Source organism: Novosphingobium sp. (assembly GCF_039595395.1).
Lineage (GTDB): Bacteria > Pseudomonadota > Alphaproteobacteria > Sphingomonadales > Sphingomonadaceae > Novosphingobium.
In genome coordinates this window covers 2,975,157-2,992,416 of sequence record NZ_JBCNLP010000001.1, presented here as the reverse complement: position 1 = coordinate 2,992,416, position 17,260 = coordinate 2,975,157, and the positions used below count along the sequence as shown (strand labels likewise).

Annotated in this window: 14 protein-coding genes and 1 pseudogene; 14 read left to right on the top strand and 1 reads right to left on the bottom strand. The window is 64.2% G+C overall.

The window, feature by feature from the left end; all coding sequences use genetic code 11:
• The 14 genes and pseudogenes from nuoF to ABDW49_RS13780 all read left to right on the top strand — a co-directional run bounded on the left by nuoF (window position 1) and on the right by ABDW49_RS13780 (window position 14,791).
• Entirely contained in the window at window positions 1–1,296 is a 1,296-nt protein-coding gene (nuoF, locus tag ABDW49_RS13845; RefSeq protein ID WP_343612608.1) for an NADH-quinone oxidoreductase subunit NuoF, read from the top strand.
• Window positions 1,296–3,310: pseudogene (gene nuoG, locus ABDW49_RS13840) on the top strand (NADH-quinone oxidoreductase subunit NuoG). The gene nuoF and the pseudogene nuoG overlap by 1 nt, the downstream one beginning before the upstream one ends.
• Complete coding sequence (nuoH, locus tag ABDW49_RS13835; protein WP_343612607.1) at window positions 3,307–4,374, top strand: NADH-quinone oxidoreductase subunit NuoH; 1,068 nt, start codon at window positions 3,307–3,309, stop codon at window positions 4,372–4,374. The pseudogene nuoG and the gene nuoH overlap by 4 nt, the downstream one beginning before the upstream one ends.
• Complete coding sequence (gene nuoI / locus ABDW49_RS13830; RefSeq protein WP_068089104.1) at window positions 4,371–4,856, top strand: NADH-quinone oxidoreductase subunit NuoI; 486 nt, start codon at window positions 4,371–4,373, stop codon at window positions 4,854–4,856. The genes nuoH and nuoI overlap by 4 nt, the downstream gene beginning before the upstream one ends.
• Window positions 4,857–4,867: 11 nt before the next feature.
• Window positions 4,868–5,485, top strand: a complete 618-nt coding sequence (locus ABDW49_RS13825; protein ID WP_343612606.1) for an NADH-quinone oxidoreductase subunit J — start codon at window positions 4,868–4,870, stop codon at window positions 5,483–5,485.
• A 10-nt stretch (window positions 5,486–5,495) separates the two neighbouring features.
• Window positions 5,496–5,801 (top strand): NADH-quinone oxidoreductase subunit NuoK, encoded by a 306-nt coding sequence (gene nuoK / locus ABDW49_RS13820; protein ID WP_068089098.1) that lies wholly within the window; start codon window positions 5,496–5,498, stop codon window positions 5,799–5,801.
• A gap of 6 nt (window positions 5,802–5,807) precedes the next feature.
• Window positions 5,808–7,865, top strand: a complete 2,058-nt coding sequence (gene nuoL / locus ABDW49_RS13815; RefSeq protein ID WP_343612605.1) for an NADH-quinone oxidoreductase subunit L — start codon at window positions 5,808–5,810, stop codon at window positions 7,863–7,865.
• A gap of 27 nt (window positions 7,866–7,892) precedes the next feature.
• Window positions 7,893–9,428: an NADH-quinone oxidoreductase subunit M gene (locus ABDW49_RS13810; RefSeq protein WP_343612604.1), complete on the top strand. Its 1,536-nt coding sequence runs from the start codon at window positions 7,893–7,895 to the stop codon at window positions 9,426–9,428.
• Window positions 9,428–10,885 (top strand): NADH-quinone oxidoreductase subunit NuoN, encoded by a 1,458-nt coding sequence (gene nuoN, locus ABDW49_RS13805; RefSeq protein WP_343612603.1) that lies wholly within the window; start codon window positions 9,428–9,430, stop codon window positions 10,883–10,885. Before ABDW49_RS13810 ends, nuoN begins: the two co-directional genes overlap by 1 nt.
• An 11-nt stretch (window positions 10,886–10,896) precedes the next feature.
• Complete coding sequence (locus tag ABDW49_RS13800; protein WP_343612602.1) at window positions 10,897–11,607, top strand: biotin--[acetyl-CoA-carboxylase] ligase; 711 nt, start codon at window positions 10,897–10,899, stop codon at window positions 11,605–11,607.
• A 39-nt stretch (window positions 11,608–11,646) separates the two neighbouring features.
• On the top strand, window positions 11,647–12,426 hold the full coding sequence (locus tag ABDW49_RS13795; protein WP_343612601.1) for a type III pantothenate kinase: 780 nt from the start codon (window positions 11,647–11,649) through the stop codon (window positions 12,424–12,426).
• Window positions 12,427–12,495: 69 nt separating this feature from the next.
• Complete coding sequence (locus ABDW49_RS13790) at window positions 12,496–14,145, top strand: ribonuclease J (RefSeq protein ID WP_343614294.1); 1,650 nt, start codon at window positions 12,496–12,498, stop codon at window positions 14,143–14,145.
• Window positions 14,146–14,151: 6 nt separating this feature from the next.
• Window positions 14,152–14,442 (top strand): DUF1467 family protein, encoded by a 291-nt coding sequence (locus ABDW49_RS13785; protein WP_343612600.1) that lies wholly within the window; start codon window positions 14,152–14,154, stop codon window positions 14,440–14,442.
• 10 nt (window positions 14,443–14,452) lie between these two features.
• A complete protein-coding gene (locus ABDW49_RS13780; protein WP_343612599.1) occupies window positions 14,453–14,791 on the top strand; it encodes a hypothetical protein in 339 nt (112 codons plus the stop codon).
• A gap of 33 nt (window positions 14,792–14,824) precedes the next feature.
• Here ABDW49_RS13780 and ABDW49_RS13775 read toward each other — a convergent pair whose 3' ends face one another.
• Window positions 14,825–17,254: an ATPase gene (locus tag ABDW49_RS13775; protein WP_343612598.1), complete on the bottom strand. Its 2,430-nt coding sequence runs from the start codon at window positions 17,252–17,254 to the stop codon at window positions 14,825–14,827.
• Window positions 17,255–17,260: the final 6 nt, after the last annotated feature.

Below are 17,260 nucleotides of genomic sequence, written 5' to 3'. Positions count from 1 at the left end.
ATGGCCCTTCAGGACAAGGATCGCATTTTCACCAACCTCTACGGCTATCAGCCGTGGAACCTGGACGCGGCCCGCAAGCGTGGCGACTGGGACAACACCAAGGCGCTGCTGGAAAAGGGCCGTGACGGCATCATCCAGGAGATGAAGGATTCCGGGCTGCGCGGGCGTGGCGGCGCCGGCTTCCCCACCGGCATGAAGTGGTCCTTCATGCCCAAGGAAAGCCGCGACGGTCGTCCCAGCTTCCTGGTCATCAACGCCGACGAATCCGAGCCCGGCTCGTGCAAGGACCGCGAGATCCTGCGCCACGATCCGCACAAGCTGATCGAGGGCGCGCTGGTCGCCGGTTTCGCGATGGGGGCCCGCGCGGCCTACATCTACATTCGCGGCGAATACATCCGCGAGGCCGAAACCATGTTCGCCGCCGTGGCCGAGGCCTATGACGCGGGCCTGATCGGCAAGAATGCCTGCGGTTCGGGTTACGATTACGACGTCTTCGTCCACCGCGGCGCGGGCGCCTACATCTGCGGCGAAGAAACCGCGATGATCGAGAGCCTTGAGGGCAAGAAGGGCCAGCCCCGTCTCAAGCCCCCGTTCCCGGCAGGCGCCGGCCTCTATGGCTGCCCGACCACGGTGAACAACGTTGAGTCGATCGCCGTGGCGCCGACCATCCTGCGCCGTGGCGCCGGCTGGTTCGCCTCGTTTGGTCGCGAGAACAACAAGGGCACCAAGCTTTTCCAGATCAGCGGGCATGTCGACAAGCCCTGCGTGGTCGAGGAAGAGATGAGCATCTCCTTCCGCGAGCTGATCGAAAAGCACTGCGGCGGCATTCGCGGCGGTTGGGACAATCTGCTGGCGGTGATCCCCGGCGGGTCCTCGGTGCCGCTGGTGCCTGCCGCCGAGATCATGGATTGCCCGATGGACTTCGATGGCCTCAAGGCCGTGGGTTCGGGTCTGGGCACCGCCGCGATCATCGTGATGGACAAGTCCACCGACATCGTGCGCGCCATCAGCCGCATCAGCTACTTCTACAAGCATGAGAGCTGCGGCCAGTGCACCCCCTGCCGCGAAGGCACGGGCTGGATGTGGCGCGTGATGGAACGCATGCGTACCGGTGACGCGGCGGTCGAGGAAATCGACATGCTGTTCAACGTGACCAAGCAGGTCGAGGGCCACACCATCTGCGCTCTGGGTGACGCGGCCGCATGGCCGATCCAGGGCCTGATCAAGCACTTCCGCCCCGAGATGGAACGCCGCATCGCCGCCAAGAGCGGTGCGCTTCAGGAGGCAGCCGAGTAATGCCTAAGGTCACAGTCGACGGCGTCGAACTCGAAGTTCCCGCAGGCGCCACCGTCCTGCAGGCCTGCGAGCTGGCCGGCAAGGAAATCCCCCGCTTCTGCTATCACGAGCGCCTGAGCATCGCCGGCAACTGCCGCATGTGCCTGGTCGAGGTGAAGCCCGGACCGCCCAAGCCGCAGGCCTCCTGCGCGCTGCCCGCTGCCGAGGGTCAGGTGATCCGCACCGACAGCGAGATGGTCAAGAAGGCGCGTGAAGGGGTGATGGAGTTCCTCCTCATCAACCACCCGCTCGACTGCCCGATCTGCGATCAGGGCGGCGAATGCGATCTTCAGGACCAGAGCGTGGCCTACGGTCGCGGTTCCTCGCGTTACCACGAGCACAAGCGCGCGGTGACCGAGAAGTATATGGGCCCGCTGATCAAGACGGTGATGACGCGCTGCATCCAGTGCACGCGCTGCGTCCGTTTCAGTGAGGAAATCGCGGGTGTGGATGAGATCGGCGCGCTCTATCGCGGCGAGAACATGCAGATCACGACCTATCTGGAAAAGGCCGCGACGCATGAGCTGTCGGCCAATGTCATCGATCTGTGCCCGGTCGGCGCGCTGACCTCGCGTCCTTACGCGTTTGAAGCCCGTCCCTGGGAGCTGAAGAAGACGCTGGGCATCGACGTGTCGGACGCCACCGGCGCCAACATCCGCATCGATGCGCGCGGTCGCGAAGTGCTGCGCGTTCTGCCGCGCAACAATGACGACGTGAACGAGGAATGGCTGAGCGACAAGGGCCGCTATCAGGTCGAAGGCCTGACCAAGCGCCGCCTCGATCGCCCCTGGATCCGCCGCGACGGCAAGCTGACCGCCGCGACCTGGGAAGAGGCGCTGCACGCGGTTGCCAGCATCAATCCGGGCCTTCGGTGGCCGCGATTGCCGGTGATCTGCTCGATGCCGAGACCATGTTTGCCGCCAAGAAGCTGGTGAACGCGCTGGGTTCGCATCTGCTGGAAGGCCGTCAGACGGGCCTGGCCTATGACGTGTCCAATCTGGCGGCGGTGAACTTCAACACCACCTTCACCGGCATCGAGAGCGCTGACGCGATCCTGATCGTCGGCAGCCAGATCCGCAACGAAGCCCCGCTGCTCAACGTCCGCCTGCGCAAGGCGGTCAAGAAGGGCGCGAAGGTCTTCATCATCGGCCCGGCATGGGAAACGACCTATCCGGCCGAATTCCTGGGCACCGATGCCGCGATCCTGAACAAGCTGCCCGCCCATGTGTGGGACGCGCTGAGCGCTGCCAAGCGTCCGGCTGTGATCCTGGGCGGCGCGGCTCTGGCCAAGAACGCGCTGGGTTCGGCTCTGGCGATCAGCAGCCAGCTCAATCTGGTGCGCACGCTGGAAGACGGCACGGTGTGGAACGGTTTCAACGTTCTGCACATGGCCGCCAGCCGCATGGCCTCGCTGATGCTGGGTTACGCTCAGAAGGGCGGTATCGCCGATCTGGTCGCCGCCGCGCCGAAGCTGGTCTTCTCGCTGGGCGCCGATGAGGTGGACTACAGCAAGTTTGCCAACAGCATGGTCGTCTACATCGGCCATCACGGCGACAAGGGTGCCCATGGCGCCGACATCATCCTGCCCGGCGCCGCCTTCACCGAGAAGGACGGCACCTATGTCAACACCGAGGGCCGGGTGCAGTATGGCGAGCGCGCCGTCTTCGCTCCGGGTCAGGCCCGCGAGGATTGGACGATCCTGCGCGCTCTGGCGGACGCTTTCGACGTGAATGTCGGTTTCGACAGCTTTGCCGAGCTGCGCGGCAACCTTGTGGCTGAATACGCTGCTTTCGGTGAAGAAGGTCTGGTCGATTACGGCGCTCTGCCCGCCGGTGGCGGCGAAGCTGCCGGTGAGATCGCCTATCCGATCGCCGATTTCTATCTGACCAACCCGATCGCGCGGGCCAGCGAGACGCTTCAGCGTTGCTCGGCCGAGCTGCTGCACGGCGAGATCCAGGCGGAGGCCGCAGAATGAGCTTTTTCCGACCCCCGACCCAGCTTTTCGAAAGCTGGGGGATGGGCCATGATCTGGCCTTCCTGATTGCCACCGTCGTCTGCATTCTGGCCATTTGTCTGCCGGTGATGCTTTCGGTCGCCATGGTGATTTACGTCGACCGCAAGATCTGGGCCGCCATGGCGCTGCGCCGTGGTCCCAACGTGGTCGGCCCGCTCGGCCTGCTGCAGTCCTTCGCGGACGGTCTGAAGGTGTTCCTGCAGGAAACCATCATTCCCTCGGCGGCCAACAAGGGCCTGTTCCTGATCGGCCCGATTGTCACCTTCACGGTGGCGCTGCTGGCCTGGGCGGTTATCCCCTTCAATTCCAACGCCATTCTGGCCAACATCAATGTCGGCCTGCTGTATATTCTCGCGATTTCCTCGCTGGGTGTTTACGGCACGATCATGGCCGGTTGGGCGTCGAACTCGAAGTATCCCTTCTTTTCGGCGATGCGCGCTTCGGCCCAGATGATCAGCTACGAAGTCTCCATCGGCTTTATCCTGATCTGCGTGGTGCTCTATGCCGGCAGTTTCAACATGCAGGACATCGTCGAGGGCCAGCGCGGCCACGGCCTGTTCGGTCTGGTGAACGCTTACGCCTGCAACATCCTGCTCTTCCCGATGTGGGTGATGTTCCTGATCTCGGGCATGGCCGAAACGCAGCGCGCGCCGTTCGATCTCGCGGAAGCGGAATCGGAACTCGTCGCCGGTTATCAGACCGAATATTCCTCGATGGCCTTCGCGCTGTTCTGGCTCGGCGAGTATGGCAACGTGCTGCTGATGTGCGCGCTCAACGCCACGCTGTTCTGGGGTGGTTACCTGCCGCCGCTGAACCTGCCGTTCCTTTACGCCGTGCCCGGCATCATCTGGCTGCTGCTCAAGATCGCTTTCGGCTTCTTCGTGTTCAGCTGGGTCAAGGCCACCGTCCCGCGCTATCGCTATGACCAGCTGATGCGCCTGGGCTGGAAGGTCTTCCTGCCGGTTTCGCTTCTCTTCGTCTTCCTCGTCAGCGGCTGGCTGATGGCAACGGGACACTTCGCATGACAGTCGCTCAGCTCGTCAAGAGCTTCACGCTCTGGGAGTTCGTGAAGGCTCACACCTTGACCTTGAAGTATTTCTTCAAGCCCAAGGCGACCATCAACTATCCTTTCGAGAAGAACCCGCTTTCGCCGCGCTTCCGTGGTGAGCATGCGCTGCGCCGCTATCCCAACGGGGAAGAGCGCTGCATCGCGTGCAAGCTGTGCGAGGCCGTGTGCCCCGCTCAGGCGATCACCATCGAATCGCAGCCGCGCGATGACGGCAGCCGCCGCACCACGCGCTATGACATCGACATGACCAAGTGCATCTTCTGCGGCTTCTGCCAGGAAGCCTGCCCGGTCGATGCCGTGGTCGAGGGGCCGAACTTCGAATATGCGACGGAATCGCGCGAAGAACTGCTCTATGACAAGGCGAAACTTCTGGCCAACGGCGACAAGTGGGAGCGGGCGATTGCCGCGAACCTTGAAGCCGATGCGCCCTATCGTTAAGGGGCCGCGCCATGATCCAACTTCTTGCTTTTTATCTGTTTGCCACGCTGGTGATCGTCTCGGGTCTCGCGACGATCCTGGCCCGCAACCCGGTCCATTCGGTGCTGTGGCTGATCCTGGCTTTCTTCAACGCCGCGGGCCTGATGGTTCTGGTCGGCGCTGAATTCATCGCCATGCTGCTGGTCATCGTTTACGTGGGCGCCGTCGCGGTGCTGTTCCTCTTCGTGGTCATGATGCTCGACATCGACTTCGCCACGCTGCGGGCCGGTTTCGTGCAGAATGCGCCGCTCGGCCTGCTGATCGCTCTGGCGCTGGTCGCCGAGCTCCTGATCGGCACGGGCGCGGTCAAGTCCGGCGCTCTGGTGCTGGGCGTGGCCAACGGGCAGGGGGCAACCCCGGCCGGTCTGTCGAACACCGCCGCCATCGGCGCGCTGCTTTATTCGCGCTACATCTTCCTGTTCGAAGCTGCGGGTGTGATCCTGCTGGTCTCCATGATCGGCGCGATCGTGCTCACTCACCGCAAGCGTGGTGACGTGCGCACCCAGAACATCTCGAAGCAGGTCGCCCGCCGTCCCGAGGACGCGACTGTCAACCTCAAGCCCGTCAGCGGGCAGGGCGTTGAGCTGTAAGGAGACGACTGTGATTACGATCGGACATTACGTCTTCGTCAGCTCGGTGCTTTTCGTGCTGGGCGTGCTGGGGATCTTCCTCAACCGCAAGAACATCATCATCATTCTGATGGCGATCGAACTGATCCTTCTGTCGGTGAACATCAATCTGGTGGCCTTCAGCGCCTTCCTCCACGACCTCGTGGGCCAGATCTTCGCGATGTTCGTGCTCACCGTTGCGGCGGGCGAGGCGGCGATCGGTCTTGCGATCCTCGTGATCTACTTCCGTGGCCGCGGCACCATCGCCGTGGACGACGTCAACCGGATGAAGGGGTAAATCTTCGTGCATCCTTCGATCCTTTACATCGTCTTCGTCCCGCTTCTGGCGGCGGCGATCGCGGGCCTTGGCAACAAGGCGCTGGGCAAGTTCCCGGCCAAACTCATCACGACGGGCGGACTGTTCCTGTCCTGCTTCCTGTCCTGGCCGATCTTTCTCCAGTTCTTGGGCGGCCATGCTGAACCCTCGGTGACTCCGGTCATGAACTGGGTTCAGTCGGGCGGTCTGCAGTTCAACTGGGAACTGCGCGTCGACACGCTGACCGCGGTCATGCTGGTGGTCATCACCAGCGTGTCGAGCCTGGTCCACCTCTACAGCTGGGGTTACATGGATGAAGAGCCGGATCAGCCGCGCTTCTTCGCCTATCTCTCGCTGTTCACCTTCGCGATGCTGATGCTCGTCACGGCCAACAATCTGGTCCAGATGTTCTTCGGCTGGGAAGGCGTGGGTCTGGCCTCGTATCTGCTGATCGGCTTCTGGTTCCGCAAGCCTTCGGCCGGCGCTGCCGCCATCAAGGCTTTCGTGGTCAACCGCGTGGGCGACCTTGGCTTCATGATGGGCATCTTCGGCGTCTTCCTCGTCTTCAAGACGGTGTCGATCCCCGAGATCCTGGCCCATGCGCATGACTATGCCGGTTCGACCATCGGCTTCCTCGGCTACCGTATCGATACGCTGACCATTCTGTGCCTGCTGCTGTTCATCGGCGCGATGGGCAAGTCGGCGCAGCTCGGCCTGCACACCTGGCTTCCCGACGCCATGGAAGGCCCGACCCCCGTGTCGGCGCTGATCCACGCGGCCACCATGGTGACCGCCGGCGTGTTCATGGTGTGCCGCCTCTCGCCGCTCTTCGTCGAGAGCGAGACGGCGATGCATGTCGTGACTGTCGTGGGCGCCTGCACCTGCTTCTTCGCGGCCACCATCGGCACGACGCAGTGGGACATCAAGCGCGTCATCGCCTATTCGACCTGCTCGCAGCTCGGTTACATGTTCTTCGCCGCTGGCGTGGGCGCTTTCGGCCCGGCCATGTTCCACCTCTTCACGCACGCCTTCTTCAAGGCTCTGCTGTTCCTCGGCGCCGGTTCGGTGATCCATGCCATGCATCACGAGCAGGACATGCGTTACTATGGTGGCCTGTGGAAGAAGATCCCCTGGACCTTCGCGGCGATGACGGCGGGCACGCTCGCCATCACCGGCGTGGGCCTTGAGGAAATCGGCGGTTTCGCCGGCTTCTACTCGAAGGACGCGATCATCGAAGCCGCCTATGCCAAGGGCACCGGCCTGGGTCACTTCGCGGCCATTATGGGCATCGTTGCCGCTCTGCTGACCAGCTTCTACTCGTGGCGCCTGGTGTTCCTCACCTTCTTCGGCAAGCCGCGCTGGAACCAGTCGGAGCATATCCAGCATGCGGTGCATGACGCCCATGGCCACGGCCATGACGATCACGCCCACGGCCATGATCACCACGACCATGCTCACGGCCACAAGCACGATGATGACGGCACCGCCGGTTATCATCCGCATGAAAGCCCGCTGGTCATGATGATCCCGCTGGCGGTCCTCAGCTTCGGTGCGGTCTTTGCCGGTGCCATCTTCCACCATGCCTTCACCGGCATCGAGGGAGCCCCCGAATTCTGGCGCGGTGCGCTGGTGTTCAACACCGAACTGGCCGAAGCCGCCGAGCATCTGCCGGCCACCGTCAAGCTGGCACCTTTCATCGTGATGCTGATCGGCGCGATCACGGCCTACATCTGCTATCTGGTGAAGCCCGGCATCCCTGCGGCCTTCGTCAAGGCGATCAAGCCGCTGCACACCTTCGTCTACAACAAGTGGTTCTTCGACGAACTCTACGACATCCTCTTCGTCCGCACGGCCTTCGCCATCGGCAAGGTCTTCTGGAAGAGCGACAAGGCCGTCATCGACGGGCTGGGTCCGGATGGCGCGGCCTGGGTGGTCGCCAAGGGTTCGGTGGGCGCACGCAAGGTGCAGTCCGGCTTCCTCACCAGCTATGCGCTGTGGATGCTGGTCGGCCTTGTGGCTGCGGTCACCTGGGTGTTGAAACATTAAAGGCATCAGCGACAGGGCACGCAAACAATGAACGGTTTTCCAATCCTTTCGCTGATGCTGGCGGTTCCGCTGGTCGCGGCCATCGCATGTCTCTTCGCTGATGCGAAGGGCGCGCGCTGGATCGCGCTGGCGGGCACGCTGGTGGACTTTGTCCTCGGCATCTATCTGTGGTCACAATTCCAGGTGGGCGGCGCCCAGTGGCAGTTCCAGGAGAGCGTTCCGCTCTTCGCGGGCTTCAAATGGGCGCTCGGCATCGACGGCATCGCGCTGACGCTGATCGGCCTGTCGGTGCTGCTGATGCCGATCTGCATCGGCGCCAGCTGGCACGCGATCGAAAAGCGCGTGCCCGAATATATGGCCGCCTTCCTGCTGATCGAAACGCTGATGATCGGCGTGTTCACCGCGCAGGACATCTTCCTGTTCTACATCATGTTCGAAGCCGGCCTGATCCCGATGTATCTGATCATCGGCATCTGGGGCGGTGCGGATCGCATCTACGCCAGCTACAAGTTCTTCCTCTACACGCTGCTCGGCTCGGTGCTGATGCTGATTGCGATGATGTGGATGGTGAATGAGGCCGGCACCACCGATGTGCCCACCCTGATGGCCTACAACTTCCCGGTTGCCGCCCAGAAGTGGCTGTGGCTCGCCTTCTTCGCCAGCTTCGCGGTGAAGATGCCGATGTGGCCGGTCCACACCTGGCTGCCCGACGCCCACGTTCAGGCGCCGACCGCCGGTTCGGTCATTCTGGCTGGCGTGCTGCTGAAGATGGGCGGCTACGGTTTCATCCGCTTCAGCCTGCCCATGTTCCCCGAAGCCTCGGCCTATTTCGCGCCGTTGATCTGGGGCCTGTCGATCGTCGCGGTGGTCTACACCTCGCTGGTCGCCCTGGTGCAGACCGACATGAAGAAGCTGATCGCCTATTCGTCGGTTGCTCACATGGCCATCGTGACCGTGGGTCTCTTCGCCTTCAACCAGCAGGGTCTGGAAGGTTCGATCGCCGTCATGCTGGCGCATGGTCTGGTCTCGGGCGCGCTCTTCCTCTGCGTCGGCGTGATCTACGACCGCCTGCACACCCGCGAGATCAAGCGCTACGGCGGCCTGTCGATCAACATGCCCAAGTACTCGCTGTTCTTCATGTTCTTCACCATGGCGTCGGTCGGCCTGCCCGGCACCGCCAACTTCGTCGGTGAGTTCCTGTCGCTGGCCGGTATCTACCAGGCTTCGAGCTGGATCGCGCTGATCTCCACCACCGGCATCATTCTGGGTGCGGCTTACATGCTGTATCTCTACCGCCGCGTGGCCTTCGGTGAGCAGAAGAACGCCGATGCCGCCGCCATGCCCGACATCGACGCGCGCGAATGGCTGCTGCTGGCCCCGCTCGCCGCGCTGACGCTGTGGATGGGTGTCTATCCCGAAACCTTCATGGCGCCGGTGCATGCCGATGTCGCCCATCTCGACGCGCGCCTCGCTCAGGCCAAGCCCAAGGGCGACGCGCAGGTCACCGCCGGTCATCCCGAGGCCAAGGCGGAAGAAGCGCACGCTCAGGGGAGTGCTGAATAATGAATCTTCTCACATCCCTGGGCCTCGTGCTGAGCGAGGAAATGCTTAGCGGCTTTGGCCTGCTTCTGCTGCTCGTCTCGGCATGGGGCGGCGACAAGTCTGCCCGCACGATTTCCTTTGCCTCGATCCTGGCGCTCGCCGCCGCGGCGATCATGGCCATGCCTTCGCTGATGCTGGGCCGCCATGGCGTTGAGGTCTCGGCCTTCTCGGGCCAGTTCGCTCAGGACAGCTTTGCGTCCTACGCCAAGATCCTTGTCTATCTGAGCGCCGCCGTCACGCTGGTCGTGGCTCCCAAGTTCTTCGAGAAGGCGGGCACTTACCGCGCCGAATTCCCGATCCTGGTGCTGTTCGCGGCGCTGGGCATGGGGATCATGGTCTCGGCCACCGATATGCTCACGCTGTATATCGGTCTGGAAATGAACTCGCTGGCCTCTTACGTGCTGGCAGCTATGCTGCGCACCGATGAGCGTTCGGCCGAAGCCGGTCTGAAGTATTTCGTACTGGGTTCGCTGGCCTCGGGCATTCTGCTCTTCGGCATCAGCCTGACCTATGGCTTCACCGGTTCGACCCAGTTCGACGCCATTCACGCCGCTCTGGGCCATGGCATGACCACCGGCGCGCTGTTCGGCATCGTCTTCGTGCTGGCCGGCCTTGCCTTCAAGATCAGCGCCGTGCCCTTCCACATGTGGACGCCCGACGTTTACGAAGGCGCCCCGACCCCCGTCACCACCTTCTTCGCCACCGCGCCCAAGGCTGCCGCTCTGGCCCTGACCATCCGCGTCGCTCTGGGTGCTTTCGGCACGCAGTCGGACGCCTGGCAGCAGATCGTGATGTTCGCGGCCATCGCCTCGATCGTGGTCGGCGCGCTGGGCGCCATCGGGCAGGGCAACATCAAGCGCCTGCTGGCTTACTCGTCGATCAACAACGTCGGCTTCATGCTGCTGGGTCTGGCGACGGGCACGGCGGCGGGTGGCTCGGCCATGCTGGTCTATCTGGCGATCTATGTGATCACCTCGCTGGTCAGCTTCGTCTCGGTGCTGATGCTGACGGATCACGAAGGCAACCAGATCGAGAAGATCGCCGATCTGGCGGGCCTCTCGCGCGTGAAGCCGGGTCTGGCCGCTGCTCTGGCCATTGCGATGTTCAGCCTTGCGGGTATTCCGCCGCTGTTCGGCTTCTGGGGCAAGTTCGTGGTCTTCATGGCCGTGGTGAAGGCGGGCTATGTTCCGCTGGCTGCCATCGGTATCGCGGCCAGCGTCATCGGCGCCTTCTACTATCTGAAGGTCGTCAAGGTGATGTTCTTCGACGAGCCCTCGGGCAAGATCGGCGGCAAGTGCGATCCGGTTTACACCGCTCTGGTTGCCATCGGCTGCGTGTTCCTCTCGCCGCTGGGCTATCTGCTGACCGGTCCCCTGGGCCGTCTGGCTGATACCGCCATCGCCAGCCTGATCCACTGAGACCAGAGCCTTTGATCGAAACCGTCGCCGTCACCGGCTCGACCAACGCCGACCTTCTTGCAAGGCTGGCTGCGGGCGAGCCGCTGGGCGATGGTTTCTGGCTTGTCGCCCGGCGCCAAAACGCCGGGCGTGGTCGTTTGGGGCGTGTCTGGAACGACGGCGCGGGCAATTTCATGGGCTCGGGCGTGGTACGCCTGTCGCCGGGCGAGCCTCATGCCGGATCGCTGGCGCTGGTTGCCGGTCTGGCGGTGCATGAGGCTGTCGCGCCTTATGTGCCGGCGCCTCATCGGGCCATGCTGAAATGGCCCAACGATCTGCTGGTCGATGGCGCTAAGCTGGCCGGTATCCTGCTGGAGCGGGTCGGCGATGCTGTCGTTGTGGGGATTGGCGTCAATCTGGCGCAGGCGCCCAGCCTGCCCGATCGCGCCACCTGCGCGCTGGCCGATCTGGTGCCCGCTCCGGATGTCGATCATTTCGCCGAAAGGCTGATCTCTGCCTTTGCGTCTCAACTGGCGCTCTGGCGCAGCTATGGGCTTGGCCCGCTGGTCGGCCGCTGGCAGGCTGTGGCCCATCCTTTGGGCACACCTTTGTCCGTGATCGAACCTTCGGGCAGCACGCTGCAAGGGCATTTTGCCGGGCTGGACGAACAAGGAGCCTTGCGTCTGGCGCTGGCAGACGGCACCACACGCATCATTCATGCGGGCGATATCAATCTCGCCTGACACACATATCAGTCGACACAATCGCTTGAGGGGATTGCCATGCTGCTCGCCGTCGATGTCGGCAACACCAATGTCGTCTTCGCCCTGTTCGACGGGCTGACGATCAAGGCGCGCTGGCGCATCGCCACCGATCCGCGCCGCACCGCCGATGAATATGCCGTCTGGCTGATGCAACTGCTCTCGATCGAGGGGCATATGCGTGCCGTGGTGGAAACCATCATCATCTCCACCGTGGTGCCGCGCGCGCTTCACAATCTGGAGGTGCTCTGCACCAAATATTTTGGCGTCGAGCCACTGATCGCGGGGCAGGGCGCCGCCGGCTACGGCATCGACATCGATGTCGACCAGCCCAAGTCGCTGGGGGCGGACCGCGCGGTCAATGCCATCGGCGCCCATGCCAAATATCCCGGCGATCTGATCATCGTCGATTTCGGCACGGCGACCACCATCGACGCCATCGATTTCAACGGCGCCTATAAGGGCGGGATCATCGCGCCGGGGCTCAATCTGTCGCTCGACGCGCTGGTGGGCAACACGGCCAAGCTGCCGCGCATCGCCATCGCCCGCCCGGCGACGGAAAGCGTGATCGGCACCAACACCGAGGATCAGATGCTGATCGGCATCTATTGGGGCTATGTCTCGATGATGGAGGGGCTGATCGAGCGCATGCGCCACCAGATCGGCCGCTCCGCCAAGGTGGTGGCGACAGGCGGCCTGGCGGTGCTGTTCAACGGCCATCCGGGGCTGTTCGACGCTGTGGACCCCGACCTTACGCTTGACGGGCTGGCGCTTCTGGCCCAGCGAGCCGCGACACGTTAATTTTGCGCGCAACGCAGGCGCGCCACAATGATTTTGCGCGCGAGAAGCGCGGCTTGAAAGGACAAGACGCTGAAACCGGGTGACGAACTGCTTTTTTGCGCGCTGGGGGGATCCGGCGAGATCGGCATGAACGTCAACCTCTATGGGTGCGACGGCAAATGGCTGATGGTCGATCTGGGGATGACCTTCAGCGGCAATGAATATCCCGGCATCGATCTGGTCTTCGCCGATCTGGACTTCATCGAGGAGCGCCGCCAGGACCTGCTCGGCGTGGTGCTGACTCACGCGCATGAGGATCATATTGGCGCGGTGCCCTATTTCGCCGCGGACCTTGGCGTGCCGCTCTATGCCACGCCTTTTACCGCCAAGCTGGTCGCGGCCAAGCTGGACGAGGCCGGGCTGACCGATACGGTCGAGCTGATCGTCATCGATCACCTCGACCGCTTCGCGCTGGGGCCTTTCGGCATCCGCTATGTGCCGCTGGCGCATTCGATCGCCGAGGGCAACGCCCTGCTGATCGACACACCCTATGGCAAGGTCTTCCATACCGGCGACTGGAAGCTCGACAAGGAGCCGCTGATCGGCCAGCCCGCAACCCCCGAGCAGCTCACCGCCATTGGCGATGAGGGCGTGCTGGCGGTGGTCTGCGACAGCACCAATATCTTCAACCCCGAGCCTTCGGGCAGCGAGGGCGATGTGGCGCGCGGGCTGATGGAGGAAATCAGCCGTCACAAGGGCAAGCGCGTGGTGGTGACCACCTTCGCCTCCAATGTGGCGCGGCTGAAAACGCTGGGCAAGGTGGCCAAGGCGACCAACCGCCGGCTGTGCGCCTCGGGCCGTTCGCTCGACCGCATCATCGCCAGCGCCAAGGCCTGCGGTTACCTCAATGATCTGCCCGATCTGATCGATGCCGACTATGCGATGGACCTGCCGCGCGGCGAGGTGCTGATCGTCGCCACCGGCGGGCAGGGCGAGCCGCGGGCCGCGCTGGCCCGCATCGCGGATGACAACCATCCCATCAAGCTCGACAAGGGCGATGTGGTGCTGTTCTCCAGCCGCCAGATCCCCGGCAATGAGATCCCCATCGGGAAGATCCAGAACCAGCTTGCCGCCAAGGGCATCACGCTGGTCACCGACCGCCAGAGCATGATCCATGTCTCCGGCCACCCCGGTCGCCCCGAGCTGGAAGAGCTTTATGGCTGGCTCCGTCCGGAAATCCTAGTGCCGGTGCATGGCGAGGTCCGCCATATGCGTGAGCAGGGCCGCGTCGGCAAGGCCAAGGGCATCCGGCATATCGTCAATCAGGTGAACGGCGATCTGTGCCGCCTGGCGCCGGGCAAGCCGGGCAAGTTCGACACGGTGCGCGCCGGGCGTCTGGTGCTCGATGGCGACATCATCGGGCCCGCCGATGGCGAGGCGGTGGTGATGCGCCGCCGTCTGGCCCATGCGGGTGTGGTTGTTGTGGCTCTGGCCGGGCAGATCGGCAGCAAGAGCGGAAGGGTGCGCGTCGAAGGCATCGGCCTGCCGCTGGTTGAGGATTACGATCAGTTCGTCGAGGAAGCCATCGGCGATGTGGTGAAGGCCGTGGGCAAGCTGAAGGGCAGTGATGCCCGCGACCGCGATGCCATCACCGAGGCCGCCCGTCTGGCTGCGCGCCGTGCCGCGCTGCGCTGGTGTGGTAAGAAGCCTCAGGTCAAGGTGATGCTGCTGGAAGGTTGATTTTCAATGCGCTGGACGTCGATTCTCGCGATTTACCTGCTGTTCTGGGTGATGTCGGCGTTTCTGGTGATGCCTTTCGGCATCCGCACGCATGAGGAAAATGGCGAGGAGCTGGTGAGAGGGCAGGCGACCAGCGCCCCCGCCAATTTCCGCCCCGGTCGCGTGGCCTTGCGCGCGACGATCCTGTCCGCAGTGCTGTTCGGGCTGTTCTATGCCAATCTGCAGTTCGGATGGATCACGATTGACGATGTCAGCGTGATCCATCCGCCGGCCTCGCTGAAGGGCGCGGGGTATTGAGTCTTCCGGCATGATCGATGCCCGGCAGTTCAACGTGTGCGATGGCGAGGGAAAGCTGCTTTGTCCCACTTGTGGTTTCCCCGCCTATGTCGATGGGGAAGCCTATGATGAAGCTGGCGGCATGCCCGGCTCTGGCATCTGCCCATGCTGCCTGTGGGAACCGGGTTTCGACGACGACCCCGCGGCTTCAGCCGCTGCTCAAGGCACGATCCTCGCTTCGCTGCAAAGCTATCGCGCGTCCTGGCGGCTAACCATGGAATGGCGCGTGGCAAGCTGCAAACCGGACGCGTGGGATGGCGAACAGCAATTGGCTCGGCTTCTGGCCATCGCGCCGCATCTTCGCGGATAGGGCTGGCGCAGCGTCGCTGGCCAGCCCCCGATCTTAATTCCGCAGCCGCTCAATCGCCTGAGCCAGCGCCACATACAGCTTGCCCACATCCGAGGACAACAGCGTCACCCCCAGCGCATGGCCATCGCGCGTGGACAGCAACTGGCGCAGCAGCCCCTCGAAATCATGGATATAGCGGTTGACCTCGACCGCGAAATGCGGGTCGTTCTCATAGGTCGCCAGCACCGATTTGGCCTCGGCATTGTCGAGCAACCGTACCGCGCGGCGGGTGAAAATGCCCCGCTCGCCGCGCAGATAGGCGGCCCAGGCGGTCTCGCCGACTTCGGTGTCCAGCGCCTTGGCGATGTCGATGGCGCTGGAGTTCAGCGTTTCGGTGATGCTCGCCACGCGGCGGGCGAAGTCATTGTCCACCTGCTCCTCGGCGCGGGCGCGGGCATCGTTGACGCGGCGCTCCAACCGGCCCGCCAGCTCGTCGACCTGACCCATCTGCACCTTCAACTGTGCGGCGGCCTCCTTGGCCAGACCGGCGGCGTGAGAAGCGGATTGTTCAAGCTGCCCCGCGATTTCCGCGCTCTGGTTGCGCATGGCGCGCTCGATCAGTGCGGCGCTGTCGGCGCCCAGCTTGCTGGCCAGCGTGGCGACGCGCTCGGCGCCCTCTTCCTCGATGGCGCTGATCGTCTGGCGCAGGGCGTCGCCCAGCGCATGGATCGCCGTCGCCAGCTCATCCTGAGCGCGCGCGCCCAGCTTCTCGCTGTCACGCTCCATCACCACCAGCGCGGCGCGCAAGGCCGCCAAAGCCTCGCCATGGGCGGCGACGCGGTCATCCAGCCCGTCATGCAGCGTGCCCAGAGCATGGGTGGCATTGGCGATGCGACCCTCGGCGCTGGTGACATGCTCGGCCAGCGCCTCGCCCGAAGCGCGCGCCCTGGCCATATTCTCGGTCAGCGCAGCCACACGGCCACCGTAATCGGCCAGACGCGATTCGCTTTGCCCCAGCGAGGCCGGCAGCTCCTGCGACGTATAGCGCGCGCTGGCCTGCACCAGCTCCAGCAGGCGCACACTGGCCTCGGTCAAGGCTCCGACGCTGCGGTCGGCCTCGACCAGACGGCGCTCCATGGCATCCATCCGCTCGCTCATCGTGTCGATCGAGGTGCGGCTGCCTTCGCCGATCACCGTCAGCCGCGCATCCAGCGCCTCATAACGCGCCGTGGCGACGCGGGCGGTCTCGCCCAGCGCCTGCGCCTGAGTCATCTGATCGCGGGTGCGCTTCTCGATCTGGCCGTCCATATCGCGGAGCTGGCCTTCGATACGCTCGATCACGCCCTGCCATTCGGTCAGCGCGCTGGCCTCGCTCTCGCGCAGCGCGCGGGCCACCGTGGCGGTCTCGTCGCGCAGGCCCGACAGGCGGGCGCGCAGCGAGGTGATGCTCTGCGCCTCCTCATCGTCCAACTGGACGCGGGTGGCGGCGATTTCCTCATTCAGCGTGGCGGAGCGGCGGCGTAGCGTGTCGCGCGCCTCTTCCTCATGCTTCTCCAGATCCATGGCGAAGCCCTGTGAACGCTGATCCAGCGCCTCGAACCGGCCCGCCACCGAGCCGTGCAGCTCATCGACGCGCTTCTCCAGCTCGCGCAGGGTCTGGTCGATGTTCTCGCGCAGCGAGAGCACCTGCCGCTCGCTCGCCAGCCCGAAATCGTTCAGGCGGTTGAGGCCGAACACCATATCCTGCAGATGCGCCTGAGCCACGCGCCCGGTGTTGGCGATGTTGTTGGCCAGATCCTTGGTCGAATTGCTGATGACCGGCAGATGCTCGCGCAGGCGCTCCATATTGGCGAGCGCGGCATCGCTGACGGTGCCGATGGCCTGCAGCCCGCTGGCATTGTCGCGCACCAGCCCGGCCAGATGGTCGCCATGCTGCGACAGGCGCTCGATCGTCTGGCGGCCCAGCGAATCGAGATCGCGCGACTGGGCGGCGATAAAGTCGCGGGCCAGGCTCAGCTCGCGGTTCATCGCGATAAGCCGCTCTTCCAGCGCCACACTCTCGCCGCGCAGCGCGCGCGCCGCATCGCCCATCCGCAGCGCCGAGCGCGTGCCGCCCATATGCAGCGCATAGGCCAGCATCGCCAGCAGCACGGCGGGGCCGCTCCACAAGGCGATCAGCATCACCGCGGTGGTGGGCAGCAGATTGGCCTCGCCCCGGTTGATCCAGATGAAAGCGCCGGTCCACACGACCAGCGCGGCCAGCGCCAGCGCCGGCAGCACGGCGCGGCGCGGGGCAGGGAGCGAATCACTGTCCGCCTCATCCTGCCATGCCCCCAGCGCGGAGGGCAGCGGCGGGTAAGGGTCTTCGTCCAGCGCGGCGAGATGGGCGGCTTCGCGCGCCTCCTCCCCGGTGCTGACCTGCTGATCCCCCAAAGCTGCCCCGCCTTCCGCCGAAGCGGCCGCGCTGTCATGTCTCGATGCCATCCGGCG